We start from the raw sequence: 17,624 nt of genomic DNA on the forward strand, positions 1-17,624 counted from the left end.
ATAAGTTACAAAAATTAAACATGGTTTTTAGATGCGTCATTATCTAAAGACCATGTTTTTATCGTTTTATATTGGTTGATTGTTGGTTGACCTATGTGTTTAGATTGCAAATGTTTAGGGGTAGAACGATTTTCTTGTGTAGATGAAGTAGATGGTTCGGAAGATTTTGTGGTGTTGTTAGTCCCATCTACATTTTCAATATGTCTCGTATTATCTGTATCAAGTACTGCACCACGCATATCATTGCCTTGGAAACTGCCTACTAAAATCATGATTAAATAACCACAAGTTATAAGCGCAACAATAATGAGATAGAGTGAAACAGTTAACTTTACAGGTTTGCTCATGTCCATCCTCCTAGAATATCTTTAATTCCTTTCACCCTTAAGATAACATTCGAATTTTAATAATGTGTAAATTTCAAGTAAATATTATATTTCGTATTTTTAACTTTAATTAGTAATTGATGAAAAATTTTTATATTATTTTTTGCTTAAAATTTTTAACTGAAGAAAAAGCATTATCGTTGATATGAAAGTATTTAATATAATCTTTAATATAATTTTACATTAAATGTAAATGTGTATTTACATTCAATTAACAGTTAATTTATAGACTTTATATAAAATCAACAACTACGTGGTAGCATGTCATTATTGAAAGGTATAATGATTAGATTATAAATTTAAGGTCATTTTTGTAATGGTTTTTGGCTAAATTAATGATTTTAGCATGTAATTAATAAATACGCTGATGAAAAGAGGGACAGAGTTTGCTACTAATCATAATTTGTGTAGGCGTTATTCTATGGTTAGGAATTGTCGAGAAACGAAGACATTCTGACAGATTAGAAAAGATTCCTATACGTATTAATATAAATGGTATTAGAGGTAAATCAACGATTACACGCTTGATTTACAGTATTTTGCGGGAAGATAAATACCGCGTGATTGGTAAAACAACTGGTACAGATGCACGTATGATGTACTGGTTTACACCAAGAGAATATCCAGTATATAGGAAACCTCAGGGTGCAAATATCGGCGAACAACGAGATATCGTCAGAAAAGTTGTGAAACAAAGAGCTAACGCATTAGTCAATGAGTGTATGGCAGTTAATCCAGACTATCAAATTACATTCCAAAAAGATTTAGTGAAAGCGAACATTGGTGTCATTGTTAATGTGATGGAAGACCATATGGATGTGTTAGGGCCAACTTTAGACGAAGTTGCTCAAGCATTTACAGCAACCATTCCATATAAAGGACATCTCGTGGTAATGAAGGATGACTATACTAAATTTTTTGCTAAAGTAGCTAAACGGCGTAAAACAAAATTAATTGTAGTCGATAAAGAAGAAGTACCAGAATCATATCTACGAGAATTTGGATATATTGTCTTTCCGGATAATGTAGCAATTGCAATGGGAGTTGCTGAAGCATTAGGCATCGACAGAGACACTGCCTTAAGAGGTATGTTAAACGCACCACCAGATGTAGGTGCTGTTGAAGTTAAATACTTTAATGCAAACAATACAACGAATGTCTATGTGAATGCCTTTGCAGCAAATGAGCCACAATCTACTAAAGCAATTTTAAATAAAGTAGAATCATATAATTACCCATATCAAAGAATTGTTATAATTTTAAATTGTCGCTCAGATAGGGTAGATAGAACCCGACAATTTGTAGAAAATTTCATAAAAGATGTACCGTTCGATACATTAATTTGTACTGGAAAAAGTACCCAAATGGTATCGGAAGTGATGAGAGAATTACCCGATAAAAAATATTTGAATTTTGAAGGTAAAAATATAAGTGAAGTTGAACGTGCGCTTTATGCAGAATCACATAATGCTTTGATATTCTGTGTTGGTAATATTCATGGACCAGGAAAAGAAATCGCACAATATATAGAAGGGATACATTAATATGATAGGTTCAGAGTTATATTTTTCATTATTCGTGGGGATAGTTTTAAGCCTCATATTTGCCGAAAAATTCGGCATTAGTCCTGCTGGATTAGTTGTACCAGGATATCTAGCGCTGATTTTCGATCAACCAATCATGCTGCTATCTATACTAATCATTAGTTGCATTACATATTTTATTGTGAACCATGGTATTAGCCGCTTTGTTATTCTTTATGGGCGTAGGAAATTTGCTGCAATGATATTAACTGGAATGGTTTTAAAATTTATATTTGATTTAATTTATCCATTAACGCCATTTGAGATGGTAGAAATGTCCGGTATTGGTGTTGTAATACCAGGTATCATCGCAAATACTATACAAAAACAAGGTGTCGTAATAACTTTATCTACGTGTATGTTATTAACATGTATTACATACATTGTCTTATTCTTTTATAGCTTTATTAATTAGTAAGGAGCAGATATATGAAGCAATCTAAACGATTTTCTATCGATGAGCGTGTTTTGAAGTGGACAAAGCGCCATAAAAGAAGGAATTCCATATATACCGGCTTGATATTAATTATAGCGATCATTTTGTTAGTATTTGTATTAAAGCAACAGGATTTTGAACCTGTTAAAGCTATGAATAAAGGAAAAGATGAAATTAAGCTAACATATCTAGGTAATGTGGAATTAAACAATCATACAAGAAAAAACAATATTAATGATACTTTTAGTGCTGTCGAAAACATGTTGAAAGATAGTGATTATTCTACAGCAAGCTTGAATTTAACCAAGTTTTCAGATGATAGAAAAACAAATATTAATAAAAATTTAGAAAATGTAATGTTTTTAAAAAGCTTAAATATTAAAAGTTTAAATATTATAAATCAAGTTACTGATAACATTACAGCAAGAGATTTTAGTAAAGCTGTTGAGGCACAAAATGGATATAATTTTTTAACTGGTAATGGTTCTAATCCTATCAACAGTAAAACAGTACAACAAACAGTAAAAGGTAAAAAAGTAGCTAATGTTTCCTTTACAGACGTTGAGTCTGATTACACAGATCCTTTAAAAAACACTACATCCATTAGCTTGGAACCTAATATTTATGTTCCATTAATAAAAAAATTGAAAGAAAAAAATGATTATGTAGTCGTTAATGTGGACTGGGGTATAACCGATGAAAGGTCAGTAACAACAAGGCAAAAACAGTATGCACACTCACTCGTAGATGCAGGTGCTGATGTCATCGTCGGACATAACACAGTTGTTCAGGAAATTGAAAATTATAAAGATGCCAGCATTTTTTATAGTTTAGGTAATGTAACTTCAGAAGGTTTTTTATCAAAAAATAAACAAGGTTTAGCTGTACAACAGAATTGGAACGGTAAAAATTCTAAATTCATGATTACGCCTATCAAATCAGTGGGCGGTAAATTGACTAAATCTACACCTAACAAAATTGAAGAAACAAAATTATTAAATAATATTAAAGGTGACAATATAAATCTTAAAAAAGAGAATGGAGGTTATACGTATGAACATTAAAGATCATTGGGTAAGTATTACAATAATTGCAGTTGTGTTGATAATATTCTTACTAATTGTATTCGCTAGAGCGAACGAAGGTTTAGACCGTTATGAACAAAATGAACTTAAATCTTCACACCATCAATATTTATCTAAAGGAGCTTAGCTATGAGTATTTATAATAAGAAAACGCTCATCGTAATATTACTCCTTACTATTATCATATCCTTTGCATTTTATATGATTACAAAAAAGGATAATTATGATAAAGATGATTTATATGAAAATAAAATTGCGGATCATCAACAAGACATATCGGATAAAAATTACGGTGTAGCTTCAAATAATCCGATTGCTACACGTGTTGGAGAAAAAATATTGAAAGATGGTGGTAACGCAGTTGACGCGTCAATTGGAGTGTCATATGCCCTTGCTGTCACTGAACCACACTCTTCTGGCCTAGGTGGCGGAGGTGCGATGCTGGCTTACGATGGTCAAGAAAATGTTGCACCAAAACAATGGCAGTATAAAGATATTTCTTCTTTTAATTACAAGCAAAAAGATAAAATTGGTGTTCCAGGTTTCGTTCGAGGTCTTGAAGACGCTCATAAAGAGGCAGGAAAAATGGATAGAAAGAAAATCATGAACTATGTTATTCCTTTAGCTGAAGAAGGCTTTGAAGTTGATTCAGAATTAGAAAGAAGTTTGAAACTATATGGTTCAGATGTAGATAGAGATTCACCTTTCTTTGAAGGAGAGCAAACCAAAAGAGAAGGTGATGTCATTAAGCAACCAGCTTTAGCTAAAACATTAAAAGGGATTAGAGATAACGGGCCTAATTATTTCTACGATAAAGTTGGTAAAAGTATCACTAAGCAAACGGATGACAAACTGACAGAAAAAGATTTCCAAAGTTATAAAACAGAGAAAAAAGAGCCAGTAAGTACAGACTATTTAAATAATAAAGTTTATGCTGCATCTAATCCTTTAGGAGGATCACTGATGCTACAAGGTTTAGAAATTGATGAAGCTACTAATAATCAAGCAGCTCAAGGTGATCGTTTGGATTATATCACGGGTATTTTAAAATCTAGAGACTTGATGTATCGAAATAGGGATATTGTAAATGGGCAAGATGAAGACTATGATGAATATCTTTCCCAAGATTACCTGTTAGGTAGATTAAATGAAATTAATTTTGAAAGTAATTTCAATACAAATAACATCGATAATACGAGCACAACACACTTTGTGGTTGTTGATAAAGATGGACAGTTGACAAGTACAACGAATACGTTAGCAAGCTTCTTTGGTTCAGGGGAGTATGTAAAAGAAGGATTCTATATGAATAATTCATTAAGTAACTTCTCTTCTAATCCATCTAGTCCAAACTATGGTGCTAAGCATAAGCAACCACGCTCATTTACTTCACCGAGCATCGTAGTTGGACCTGATTATTACATGGGTATAGGAACGCCAGGTGGTAACAAAATTCCGACTACGCTCAATGAGGTTATTATTGATTACTTACGTAGCGATGGCACACTACAAGATTCTATTGATAAACCACGTTTTTATAACGATGGAGGAAAAATCTTTTACGAAAATGCCACAGATCAGCAAGATATAGACATTTTCAAAAGTTTAGGATTTGAAATTGAAGAAAAACGTAATGACCCTAACTTTGGTAGTGTACAAGCTGCACTATATAATAAAAATGATAAAACAGTAGAAATCGGTCATGATGTGGGTAACAGGTAGATTGTTTTAAAAAATGTATAAAAAAGTCCAAGGCATCAAATGATGTCTTGGACTTTTTTATTGAGTTTTAATTTCTATCATTCATGTACTGTGCTTATTTGAGAAATTATTATATAACGTACGCGCAAAGATAATAACTACAACAATTGCACCGATGTAACCTACAAATGGGTATATAATGGAAACTAATTCTCCAAAAGGTAAAGTACCACAAATAATAAAAATAACACCTAACACAACTGTAACAGGCACGCTAAGTTTTGCTGGAAAAATTTTCATAAATTCATTTTTAACTAACCAATACATTGGTGCAGTTGTAGAATAAATGCCTAATAAAATACATACTGAAAATATAAATGCTATCAATGGCGCAATCGTATTACCTAAATAAAGTACAGGAACCTCTAATTCAAATACATGATCAGAATGCACTAATAGTGCAATAATCATTACAACCACAGTTAACATCAACGCAGAGCCACCAACAATACCTGTAATGCCTGCTTCTTTTCTACTATTAGATTGTTGACCAAGCTGTGAAAAGAAAATACTTCCTGCTAAGATGTTATAACAGAAAAATAAACCGCCAGCTTGCCACCAATGTGTTGTTGGTTGTAAATTTTTAGCGCTTTCTGGTAAATAGAGCATATTAGATAAATTACCGATATTTGAGAAAAAGACAATTAGACAAATACCTATTGTCAAGATGACGATAATCGGACCTACAGTACCAATAATATCAACCAATTTTTTTAAACCTAAAATCACTGTAATCATTGCAATAATGCCCATACCTAGTACACCAACTAGATTGGGAAGATGGAATTGCTCTGCAACTACAGCTCCTGTACCAGCAATCATGATGACAACAATGCTAAAAATAAAAATAATTGTAAAGTATTCAATCATTGTTCCCAGGATATTGCCACAATAATACTTAAATATTCTGCCAGGTTGTTTTAATTGAAGATCAAATCCCTTCATCATTAAAGTTGAACCAAGTAAACAGAACAATAATGCGCTAACTAAAGCTCCGAATATACCATATATGCCAAAGGAAGCAAAAAATTGCATCACTTCTTGTCCTGTTGCAAAACCAGACCCTATGAGATAAGCGATGTAAGCACCGCTAAGTTTTATAATATTTGTGAGTTTAATTTGTTGTTGCATCATTGATTCCCCCCAATTTTACCAACCTTGACCAGCAATATCGTAATTATCTAATTTTCCAGATGCTAAATCTTCAATTGCAGATTCTAAGACATTTAATGCCGTATCAAGTTGGTTATACGTTATGACTAATGGAGGTTGGAAACGGAGTACGTTTCCAGCTACTGCAATAATCACAACGCCATTATCAAAACAACGATTACAAACTTTTAATGCCGCTTCCGCATCACGTGTTTTACTGTCTTTATCAGCAACGATATCAATACCAATCGACAATCCTTTGCCTCTGACGTCCCCAACTGCTTCGAATCGTTCGATCCACGTATCCATGCGTTTGCGTACATATTCACCTTTTTCTGTACTCGCTTGAAGTAAATGCTCATCCTCAATCATACCAATTGTAGCCAAGGCCGCTTCACAGCTTACTGGGTTAGCTCCTGTTGTAAACAAATGTGCTGGCGCTTCTAATGTGTCCATGATTTCAGCACGTCCTATAATTGCAGACATAGGTAGTCCACCTGCTAATGATTTTCCAAAGGTAATCAAATCCGGTTCAATATGATAATGTGAAACTGAACTCCATTCGCCAGTTCGACCAAGACCTTGTTGGATATCATCCACTGCTAATAAAATGCCATGTGTCTTGCATAAATCTTGTAAAGCTTCAAAGTATCCATCTACTGGCTCTAATAATCCCCCATCACCTTGTATTGTTTCAATAACGATACAAGCTACTTCATCAGCTGGTACATACTTTTCAAACATTTCTTTAAGTGGCGCGAGGTATTCATCAACGGTGTTAGCGTTTGGACTACCAAACATGCCTCTGTAGCTATCAGGGAATGGAATATGATAAAAGCCTGGCAACATTGGACCATATTTTTTTCTCATGTTTAGACTTATTGCGGACATCGATAATGACCCATAAGTTGATCCGTGGTAAGCATTCACGAAACTGATGATATAAGGTCTTCCTGTATATGCTCTTGCAAGTTTTACGATACCGTCATTTGCATCTGAACCAGAAAGTCCGAAAAGAACACGTTTTTCGTAGTTTCCTGGTGCGATTTCACAGAGTTTCTTAGCAAGTTTAACTAAAGGCTCATGATACATATAAGCAGGCGTATAGTGTATGAATTTATCTACTTGTGATTTAATAGCATCTGACACTGGTTGGGGTGCATGCCCTACATTTTGTGAGCTAGCACTAGCAAGTAAATCGATATATGTATTGCCGTCCATATCAACAAGTGTTGCACCATAACCATGAGAAATAGCTAATGGATAATATTTTATTCGTCCTGGTTTAGCAAAATACTGACTATCTTCATTAATTAATTGAGTGGCTTTTTCCATTCTGTCCATAAATATCATTCCTCCCATGTATTACTCAATATAAATTGGTTTAAAAGTTATACAAATTCAATTCGCACCTTTAACTTCATATCCCGTTGTTTAAAGAGTGAGGTGTTATTAAATATGTTTTATATAATTTCATTAATATTCTTAAATATAATGAAATGGTGATACGTATGAATATACTAAGAAAATTCGGAATTGTAAATATATTCTGAAAATTTAAAGTTGAATAACACTTAAAATTTGTAATATGACACATATAATCTTGCGTAATGCGTTGTATGAAGACAAAATATGCATTTATTAAAATTTTATAGAAATGATGTATTGATAATTGAGCAAAACATAGGGAAGATGAAATATATAAAACGATGAAATGGATAGTTAGGTTTTGAGAACTTTTTCGTTTATAATATAAATGATATGAGCGATACAATTCGATGTAATTGATAATTGTTTTCAATTATAGTATCTTGAGTCTACACTAATGTTATAGCATAGTTATGTTTACTTGTATTAATAATATTTATCGTTATATGTAAAGAGGGAGTTTTAGATGAACAATAGTAAGATAGAAGTTAAAGATTTAATAAATATAGGACTCTTTACGGCTATATATTTTATTTTTATAGCACCTCCTGGCATTTTAGGTATTATACCTATATTCATGTTATTGCTTCCTGCAATGGTTGGTTTAGTAGGTGGCATACCTATTATATTACTAATATCAAAAGTTCAAAAATTTGGTGCATTGACAATATGCGGAACGATTGTAAGTCTTATTTTAGCTATTATGGGACATCCATGGATTGCGTTGGTATTTAGTATTCCTGTGATATTACTAGCTGATGGCTTAATGGCTATGAAACGTTATAAAAGTTGGAAACACAATTGTTTAGGGTACATTCTCTTTTCCTTTTGGCCCATTGGTACATTTATACCATTTTACTTTATGAGAAATTCATATTTATCCTTTATTCAAGATAAATACGGTATTGAATATGAGCAAACGGTCGCCACTTTATTTTCTGTAGAAATGATACCAGTTATTATTATTACTACAATCATTGGTGCATGGATTGGCATTTATATAGCAAAATTAATTTTAAAAAAACATTTCAAACGTACAGGTATGATTTAACATGTATAGTCAAACGATCCCACAAAGCCACTTACTAAATTTAGATCCTAGAATTAAAATTGCGCTTATCTTGATGATATCACTCGTTGCATTAACAGGCGGCGTTACAGGTGTTGAAGTGTATTTAAGGGCAGTAATCATACTTGTGCCAGCATTATTATTATTATGTATTAAAAAATATACTATAGGGCTAGTCATCTTGATATTAACTGTGATGGCGTGGTATGGAGAAGCGTTTGTAACGATTGATGGTAACCAAGTTGCTACATTGTTAATTTTTGTACCGGCAGGCATCATAACACGTTTTTTACCATCCCTCGCAATGGGCTATTATATATTTAAAACCACACAAATTGAAGTGCTAATAACAGGTTTAGAACGAATGAAATTGTCTAGAAAAATCACGATTCCAATTGCCGTTATGTTTAGGTTTTTACCGACAATTAGAGAAGAATCGGCTGCTATAAAGGATGCTATGAAGATGAGAGGTATATCTTTGAAAATTGCTTTTATACATCCAATACAATATGTTGAATATCGAGTTGTTCCATTACTAAACAGTGTTGTGAAAATTGGTAACGAATTAACTATTGCTTCAATTACACGTGGGTTGAATTTAACGCATAGACGTACATCAATCATTTCGCTTAAAATACGTTGGTTAGATTGGTTGTTGTTAGTGTTAATACTGTTCCTTTGTATCATTTATTATGTAATGTGAGGGTAGGATATGATTCAATTTAAAGACGTATCTTTTAAATACGATGAAAGCAAAAGTAAAATATTAAATAATATTAACCTTACTATTGATGATGGTGAGGTTATTTGTTTAACAGGAACTTCAGGTTGTGGAAAAACAACTTTAACAAGGTTGCTAAATGGTATTATTCCTAATTTTTATAAAGGACAGATAGAAGGTCAAATTTTAATAAATCATAAAGATGCACAGCAACAAGATGTTTATAAGTTAACACAGCAAAGTGGTTCAGTTTTCCAAAATCCAAGATCACAATTTTTTTGTTTGAATACGACTAGTGAACTGGCATTTGAACTTGAAAATTATGGTGTATCAGCTAGTCGGATTATGACACGAATCAAAGAAACCGCTGAACAGTTTAATTTTAAACACCTTTTAGATAGGGATATATTTAATTTGTCTGGCGGTGAAAAACAATTGCTAGCTTGCAGTGCTATTCAAGTATATGGTCACGAATTGATTATTTTGGACGAGCCATCGTCAAATTTAGATTTTAATACAATGTTAAAGTTACAACAAATGATCAAAACTTGGAAAGCGGAAGGTAAAACAATTATTATTGCTGAACATCGATTACACTATTTAACTAAAATAGCTGACCGTTTTATGATAATGGATGACGGAAAAATAAGTGCAATTTATGAAAATGAACAATTTAATAAGTTATCAAATAAACAATTAGCAAAGCTAGGATTAAGAGCTATTCATTTAGAACAATTGCAAGTAAAAACTAAAGTTAATAATAAAGTGGGGTACTTAAGTTTACAAAATTACTATTTTAGATATAAGAGAAGGCAAAAATTAGCTTTAGATATAGATGATATCAGTATCAGTAAGGGAAAAGTGACAGCGATTATTGGCCATAATGGTTCAGGTAAATCAACATTTGCGCGCTGTCTAACTGGAGTCGAGAAAAAATTTAAAGGGACTATTAATACTGGAGAAAAGTGGGTAACACCACAACAAAGTCTTGCAGAAGCTTATTTGGTATTTCAAGATGTTAACAATCAATTATTTGCTGAAAGTGTGGAAGAAGAACTGAGGTTAAGTAATTCAACTTTAAATGATGAGACAATTAAGCGGTGTTTGCAAAACTATAGTATTTCTGAACATCTAGACAGACATCCTTTGTCACTATCTGGAGGTGAGAAGCAGCGTTTAGCTATTGCTAGTGCAGTAGAAACGAAAAGGGATATATTGATTTTTGATGAGCCTTCTAGCGGTTTAGATGGTCACCATATGCGGGAAATGAGTACAATTATTAACCAATTGGCAAATGAAGGACACACAGTATTAGTTATAACTCATGATTATGAAATGTTACTCGCTTGTGCAGATGAAGTGCTTCATTTAGAAAAAGGAAAAGTAAAAAAGCAATATGAAATTAACAACGATACAATTGAATATTTACAATCATTTTTTAATATCATTTGAAAAATACAAGATGTAAATAATTAAACGAGATAGATATTATTGATATCTATCTCGTTTGTCATGTTTTTAATGTATTTTTGATAAATCAAGAATTAATCGGAAACATGATATATTTTATTTCTGATTTTGTAACTGTAATAGTTAGTAAATTATGATAACTATGCATCGTTAACTTAGAAAGTGGAGTATTAGCCTTGTTGATTTGTTCGAGAATTTTGGAATCAATAGCGCTTAAGTCCAGGTTATTTGGGATCAAATGTGAAATGATACCGTGATTTTCGTTAAGCACTCGTGTGTAAACTGGAAAATCAGTGATGTAATTATGAACGATATTTGCAATTAGGTCAGATGTTGGTGTTGAATAGTTTAAACTATTAAATAATAGCATGTGAAAATGATGTTTAGATTTACCAATTAAACCATAAGGGAATTTAGCGATATGCAAATTTAAAAAAGGTTTTAATAAACTGAAAACGTGAACGATTGGCATGGTACTACAATTATGATTAATCAGCATAAATTGTTCATCATCTTCAGAAAAATATGGAAATGCAAAGCCACCAATTAATGTTTGAAAATCAATTAGCAAATGCATCAGTAAGATATGTGGTGAAATGGACATATCTTTATAATAATGTTTTAAATTGGAATGTGTGAGATTATTAAAAACCACTTTTTTGGCAATAGTTGGATGTAATTGGTTTAAAAATAACATAATGGTCTGATGGGTATCAAAAGCATTATCAGCGTTGAACCAGTTTCTTGATATAATGTTTTTTAGTAAATACCAATCTGTATCAATGAAATAAAAATCAGCATTTAATGAACTAATATTTTTTTGAAATCTAGAAAAGTTGCCACTGTTTTCCAAGATATGTCCAACATTAACCGCACATTTTATAGTGGGGAACTGTTGTTTAAAGTTATCAATTAATCTTTGATCATTTTTAAATGTTTTATGGTTTGTTTCAATAAGTAAACTGACATTTGAAATATGTTCATTAAGCAGCGTTAATGAAGTCAATAGTTTTATAATTTGGTAATCAATTGATTGTGAAAAGGATGGATTATCAACTTTCAAAGTTATTTCAAAACCTTTGATAAGCAATTGTTTGATTGCTGCAAATACATTGTGATGGTCTAATTTGTTTAAATCATCGAAATTAGTGTGAAGTAAAATTAAATTTGGTTTTGAAATTAGCGATAGCATATTAATTGAAAAAGTAGATTGATTAAATGAGATTAACTTATGTAAATCATTAAACGTGATAAAAGTACGTGTCATATTAAATTTCTGAGTATACTTCAGTTTATTCAATACGATTTGATTAGACGAAATATGTTGATTATGAGAAAAATTATATAATTTGTTGATAGTCTTGCTTAAGTTGGGAGTGTTTAACGAAACTTGGTATGGTGAATTTAAATCATTTTTTCTGAATTGATGAATATAGAATTTTGGCGGCATCTTTATATAGAATTTGAAATTTTTAGAATATGTACTAACATTAGTGAAACTATATTTTAATGCGACGTCGTAAATGCTTTGTTCTTTCTCTAATAAATCAAATAAAGATAATGCAATTTTAAGAGAACTTGTATATTGTTTGAAGTTCATATTTAATATTTTGGAAAATAAAATAGATATATATGATTGTGATATATAAAAAGCATTAGATACTTGTTTTGTAGTTAAAGGTTCATTGATGTGTTTATGTATGTATTGAGTCAAACGTTGAACCAGAGGGTGTTTAGTATACAAAATAGGTAGATATTGATCGTCTAAATCAACTTTTGCTTCTTTAAGTAAAAACTCAATAATATTAGATATATAAAGATGCATACATTTTCTATTTTGAGTATGATTCTGTAATTTTTGCAAAACTAAGTTTCGAAATTGCTCTATATATTTAATTTGTTTGATATCAAACAAAGCATTAGAGATGGTTTTATCTTTTTCTATAAATAAAGGTAATGGAATCTTAAGTTCTATTAAATTTTCAATATCGATATATTGATAAAGGTCTGCATTATTAATTATACAAGCGTGATCAATAGTTATCATCGATCCATTTAAATTTATTTTACATGATTTATTTATAGGAATTAAAATAATAATTTCATTTATGCATCTTGCCAACTCAGTCATATAATGATTTTTTATTGATAGAGAGCTTATCACAAAGATCACCTTTACTTTATTTTGTTACACTCACAATTAAATGATTAACGTTATTGTACAACTGACACAGACAAAATAGTTAGGTTATAAATAAAGTTTGTTAAAATGATATTAAGAATTAATAATTCGTATTTTGGATATGAGTATAGATAGAAAAATCACTATTTTGGAAAATAAAATGCCTTTTGAAGTAATAAAATGATAGGTTTCTATTTAATTTACTCGAAAATGAAAAAATCTCAATATTAATGATAGCGCTTGCATTTATTATGGTGAATATATATAATGAATCTAGCTGACATGAATAAGTCGAAGCAAATAACTTAAACGTTTAAGGTGAGTGGCATGGAAAAAAATAAACCTACACTTCATGATGTAGCAAAAGTTGCTGGGGTATCAATTGCGACCGTTTCCAATGTATTGAATAACAAAAGTACTGAATTAGGTAAAAAGACGAGGCAGAAAGTATTAGATGCAATTGATAAATTGCATTATGAACCGAATCAATTTGCAAGAAGTTTAAAAACAGGGCAGTCTAATTTAATTGTTTTTATTGTACCTGATCAAAATCCTTTTTTTACTGAGATACTGACAGAATTAAACAACGAATGTCAAAAACATCAATTGCATGTAGCTGTTGTGTCGTCTGAGGAAAACGAGTTAAGACAACAAGCGTTGATAGAAACATTTATCGCGCGAAATGTAAGCGCTATTATATTAGTTCCAGTGAAGTCTAAATTGAAATTTAAGAAAGAGTGGAGCCAAACACCTATCTTGACTATAGATAGGAAAGTAGATGGTACATATTTACCTTCTATAAGCGTGGATAACAAGAAAGCAGCGTTTGATGCAACTCAGAGAATTATTGATAGTACCTGTAAAAATATAGGGTTACTGTTAGCGAATCCTGATATAAGCACAACGTCAGAACGGAAATCTGGATATGAACAAGCGTTGAAAAAAAATAATATTAAGTTAGATGAGCAACTCATTTATTATAGCAATCAGCAATTGGGTACGGATGCACAAATTGATAGTGGGTATCATGCGACTAAATCATTAATTAACAAACAGGTTCAAGCTGTTGTGGCAACTAATCATTTATTGTTATTAGGTGCTTTACAAGCAATAAAAGAAAGTGGCAAAAAAATTTCTCAAGATATGATTATCATTGGTTTTGATGATAGTTACTGGAATGAAATTTATACTCCAAAATTATCTGTCATTTCACAACCTACAAAAGAGATAGGTCGCGTCGCAGGCGAAATGATCAATCATCTAATTCAAGGGGAAAATGTCTCTTCGATTGAACTAAATACAAAACTAATCATACGTGAATCTTGTTCATTTATAAAAGATAAGTCATTATGATAAAAAATAAAATGTATTCCAAGTCTGATACTTGTTGATTGTTGTTATGATTATATACATTGGAGTAGATATTGTATTATGAATTGTTTAAACAAGACGGGTTTTTGAAATCATCTGATTTTAATCCCGTTAACTTAATCGCTAAAACTTAAACGTTTAAGTTTATTTTAGTTATATTTTTAAATAAGGGGGAAATATTTTGAATAACATTACAATTTCTAAAGATAGTCCAAAAACATGGATGGGAATCCCGAAAATTATTTTTATTGCACTTATAGCTATATTTATTTTTATGACAGGAGATGGGATCGAACAGGCATTTTTATCAAAAAATATTGTTGATATCGGTTTTTCTGGTGGTCAAGCTTCCTTAGTGTTTACAGTATATGGCGTGATGGTAGTTGTGGGTTCTTGGTTAGCGGCTGTTTTATCTGATGTTTACGGTCCTAGGAAAATAATGGCTTTAGGAACAATAATATGGTTAATTTTCCACGTGCTTTTTTTAGTGTTTGGAATAGGAATGGAAAATTTGCCTATGATGTTAGTGTTATATGGTATTAGAGGATTAGGTTATCCTTTGTTTTTATATGGTTTCTTAGTATGGGTAACCTATATCACTGATAAAGCAAGATTAGCCACAGCAATTGGTTGGTTTTGGGCAATGTTCTCAGTTGGAATGGGGGTAATTGGTACTTATTTACCTAGTTTCACTATTCCATTTATAGGTTTTAATGGAACACTATGGATGTCATTAATATGGATCTTTATAGGATGTTTAATTGCATTTATCGTTGTAGGAAAACGGGATGTAAAGCCGAATATAACGCTTTCGGTTAAACAAAGATATACTAAAGTATTAAAAGATATCGGCGTAGTTTATAAGAATCCAGAAATTATTAAAGTCTTTATCGTACGCATCATTAATCAATTGTCTTTGTTTGGGCTAGTTATTATCTTTCCAGTATTATTCACGGAAACTATTGGATTTTCAATGCAACAATGGTTATGGACATGGGGAACAATGCATGTGACGTGTATCGTTGGTGATGTAGTTTGGGGTATTATTGCTGATAAAATTGGTTGGAAACGTCAAGTGATGTTATTTGGTTGTATCGGTTGTGGCATCACGACATTATTATTTTATTATTTACCAATACTTAGTGGTGATGTGTTTGCAATTGCAATTTTATGTGCAGTATTATTCGGTATTACACAATCAGCATTTGTACCTATTTTTGCAATTTTTACAGCTTTAGAGCCTGATCATATTGGTGCTACACTTTCTTCACATAATCTTGCTGCTGGATTGAGTAATTTTATTGCACCATTAATTGCCACGCTTATATTACCTTTATTCAACGAAGTTGGCGTCGTATGGGCTTTTGCTATTTGTTATTTCGTAGGTGCAGCAATCACTTATTATATTAAAGTTCATCAACCAGGCATTGGGGACGATAAAGTTGAAGCATTAAATGCACAAATTGAAAATTATTAAGAAAGGAAGATGTAAATTGGAACAGGTTGTACTTGGTATAGACATAGGTACGAGTTCAGTGAAAATTATTGCTGTGAATAAAAGCGGTCATGTTATTGAACAATCAAGTATTCCTTTGAAATTGAGTCAGCCATATATTGGCTACAGTGAACAAGATCCTGAATCATGGGTGGAGGCAGTAAAAGAAGGTATAAAAAAGTTAATAAATACAGAGACAATGACAAATAAACGTATTAGCGCCCTTTCGTTTTCTGGACAAATGCATGGTTTAGTACCACTGGATAAAACATACCAACCTATTAGAAATGCAATACTATGGAATGACACTAGAACTACTAAACAATGCGAGGAATTAGAAAACAAATTTGGGAAGACACTTTTAAATAATCCTATACTTGAAGGTTTTACATTACCTAAACTTTTATGGATGAAACAGAACGAACCAAATTATTGGCAACAATTAGAAGTGTTTTTGTTACCTAAAGATTATGTACGCTATCGACTAACAGGTCATATTGCTATGGAATATAGTGATGCAGCAGGTACGCTTCTTTTCAATCCAAAAACAAATGACTGGGAAAAAGAAATTGGGGACAAGTTGGAACTTGGTGATATATACCCACCGTTAGTACAGTCGCATAGTTATGTAGGTAATGTTACAGAAATAGTTAAAAAAGAACTAAACATTAAAGAAGATATTGCTGTTTTTGCTGGTGGTGCAGATAATGCATGTGGCGCTTTAGGTTCAGGTGTTATTAATGAAGGTCAAACGTTATGTAGTATAGGAACTTCAGGTGTGATTTTATCGTGTACTACAAATAATCAAGTAGATTATGGACATAACATTCACTTCTTTAAACATGCCATGCCTAATATGTCGTATGCAATGGGTGTCACATTAAGTGCAGGTCATAGTTTAAATTGGCTCAAAGAAAAGCTTTTTAAAGCATATTCATTTGATGAAATCTTGAATTTTGCTGAGAAATCTACTATTGGAGCAAATGGTTTGTTGTTTTCACCATACATTCAAGGTGAGCGAACACCACATGGTGATGCATATATTAGAGGAAGTTTCATTGGGATAAATAGTAATACAGAAGAAGCGGATTTTGCACGAGCTACAGTGGAAGGCATTACTTATTCACTATATGAATCCATTGTATATATGAGAGAAAACGGTAGGCATATTGATGAAATTATTTCGATTGGTGGTGGCGCTAGAAGTAGTTTTTGGTTACAAATGCAAGCAGATATTTTCAATACTCAAGTCACTGCATTGAAATATGAAGAAGGTCCAGGTGTAGGAGCAGCCATGTTAGCTGCATATGGATTAGGTTGGTTTAATACAATGCAAGCATGTGCTGAAACATTTATAGCGCTAGGAGAGACATATAAACCAAATATAGAAAATCATAAAAAATATAAACAGTATTTTGAAATTTATAAGAATATATACGCTCAGACAAAAACGATAACAGAAAACTTATTAAAGATTAATTAATT

Annotated in this window: 15 protein-coding genes; 11 read left to right on the forward strand and 4 right to left on the reverse strand. The window is 31.7% G+C overall.

The features are described from left to right. Positions 1-14: 14 nt before the first annotated feature. Entirely contained in the window at positions 15-347 is a 333-nt protein-coding gene (locus CD150_RS08910; RefSeq protein ID WP_081370528.1) for a hypothetical protein, read from the reverse strand. Between the two features lie 425 nt (positions 348-772). On the opposite strand from CD150_RS08910, the gene pgsB reads away from it, so the two are divergent. Genes pgsB through CD150_RS08930 form a run of 5 tightly spaced genes read left to right on the forward strand, consistent with a single transcriptional unit; the run spans position 773 to position 5,212 of the window. Then, complete coding sequence (pgsB, locus tag CD150_RS08915) at positions 773-1,930, forward strand: poly-gamma-glutamate synthase PgsB (RefSeq protein WP_046206760.1); 1,158 nt, start codon at positions 773-775, stop codon at positions 1,928-1,930. 1 nt (position 1,931) lies between these two features. After that, a complete protein-coding gene (gene pgsC, locus CD150_RS08920; protein WP_103161507.1) occupies positions 1,932-2,384 on the forward strand; it encodes a poly-gamma-glutamate biosynthesis protein PgsC in 453 nt (150 codons plus the stop codon). A 14-nt stretch (positions 2,385-2,398) separates the two neighbouring features. Continuing rightward, complete coding sequence (locus CD150_RS08925) at positions 2,399-3,469, forward strand: CapA family protein (protein WP_064209259.1); 1,071 nt, start codon at positions 2,399-2,401, stop codon at positions 3,467-3,469. Further along, positions 3,459-3,617 (forward strand): hypothetical protein, encoded by a 159-nt coding sequence (locus CD150_RS13430; RefSeq protein WP_019470031.1) that lies wholly within the window; start codon positions 3,459-3,461, stop codon positions 3,615-3,617. The genes CD150_RS08925 and CD150_RS13430 overlap by 11 nt, the downstream gene beginning before the upstream one ends. A 2-nt stretch (positions 3,618-3,619) precedes the next feature. After that, positions 3,620-5,212, forward strand: coding sequence for a gamma-glutamyltransferase (locus tag CD150_RS08930; RefSeq protein ID WP_046206763.1), 1,593 nt, complete (start codon positions 3,620-3,622; stop codon positions 5,210-5,212). A gap of 81 nt (positions 5,213-5,293) precedes the next feature. Here CD150_RS08930 and CD150_RS08935 read toward each other — a convergent pair whose 3' ends face one another. After that, positions 5,294-6,385, reverse strand: a complete 1,092-nt coding sequence (locus tag CD150_RS08935; RefSeq protein ID WP_240621221.1) for a YkvI family membrane protein — start codon at positions 6,383-6,385, stop codon at positions 5,294-5,296. A 15-nt stretch (positions 6,386-6,400) separates the two neighbouring features. Next, complete coding sequence (locus tag CD150_RS08940) at positions 6,401-7,738, reverse strand: aspartate aminotransferase family protein (protein WP_073344898.1); 1,338 nt, start codon at positions 7,736-7,738, stop codon at positions 6,401-6,403. Positions 7,739-8,297: 559 nt separating this feature from the next. Between CD150_RS08940 and CD150_RS08945 the strand changes: the two genes are divergently transcribed. Genes CD150_RS08945 through CD150_RS08955 form a run of 3 tightly spaced genes read left to right on the forward strand, consistent with a single transcriptional unit; the run spans position 8,298 to position 11,073 of the window. Further along, positions 8,298-8,882 (forward strand): MptD family putative ECF transporter S component, encoded by a 585-nt coding sequence (locus CD150_RS08945; protein WP_073344228.1) that lies wholly within the window; start codon positions 8,298-8,300, stop codon positions 8,880-8,882. A 1-nt stretch (position 8,883) separates the two neighbouring features. Beyond that, complete coding sequence (locus CD150_RS08950) at positions 8,884-9,603, forward strand: energy-coupling factor transporter transmembrane component T (RefSeq protein WP_046206766.1); 720 nt, start codon at positions 8,884-8,886, stop codon at positions 9,601-9,603. 9 nt (positions 9,604-9,612) lie between these two features. Continuing rightward, the gene (locus CD150_RS08955) at positions 9,613-11,073 is read left to right on the forward strand and encodes an ABC transporter ATP-binding protein (protein WP_073344225.1); all 1,461 of its coding nucleotides are present in this window, start codon (positions 9,613-9,615) and stop codon (positions 11,071-11,073) included. 85 nt (positions 11,074-11,158) lie between these two features. Here the strand turns inward: CD150_RS08955 and CD150_RS08960 are convergent, their stop codons facing one another. Beyond that, positions 11,159-13,138, reverse strand: a complete 1,980-nt coding sequence (locus CD150_RS08960) for a helix-turn-helix domain-containing protein (protein ID WP_164987243.1) — start codon at positions 13,136-13,138, stop codon at positions 11,159-11,161. A gap of 462 nt (positions 13,139-13,600) precedes the next feature. On the opposite strand from CD150_RS08960, the gene CD150_RS08965 reads away from it, so the two are divergent. The 3 genes from CD150_RS08965 to xylB all read left to right on the forward strand — a co-directional run bounded on the left by CD150_RS08965 (position 13,601) and on the right by xylB (position 17,622). Then, a complete protein-coding gene (locus tag CD150_RS08965; protein ID WP_070657988.1) occupies positions 13,601-14,626 on the forward strand; it encodes a LacI family DNA-binding transcriptional regulator in 1,026 nt (341 codons plus the stop codon). A gap of 199 nt (positions 14,627-14,825) precedes the next feature. Continuing rightward, complete coding sequence (locus CD150_RS08970; RefSeq protein WP_225309903.1) at positions 14,826-16,121, forward strand: MFS transporter; 1,296 nt, start codon at positions 14,826-14,828, stop codon at positions 16,119-16,121. A gap of 16 nt (positions 16,122-16,137) precedes the next feature. Further along, on the forward strand, positions 16,138-17,622 hold the full coding sequence (gene xylB / locus CD150_RS08975; protein WP_073344889.1) for a xylulokinase: 1,485 nt from the start codon (positions 16,138-16,140) through the stop codon (positions 17,620-17,622). Positions 17,623-17,624 lie beyond the last annotated feature (2 nt).

Origin of the sequence: Staphylococcus ureilyticus (assembly GCF_002902235.1) — a bacterium.
Classification (GTDB): Bacteria; Bacillota; Bacilli; order Staphylococcales; family Staphylococcaceae; genus Staphylococcus; species Staphylococcus ureilyticus.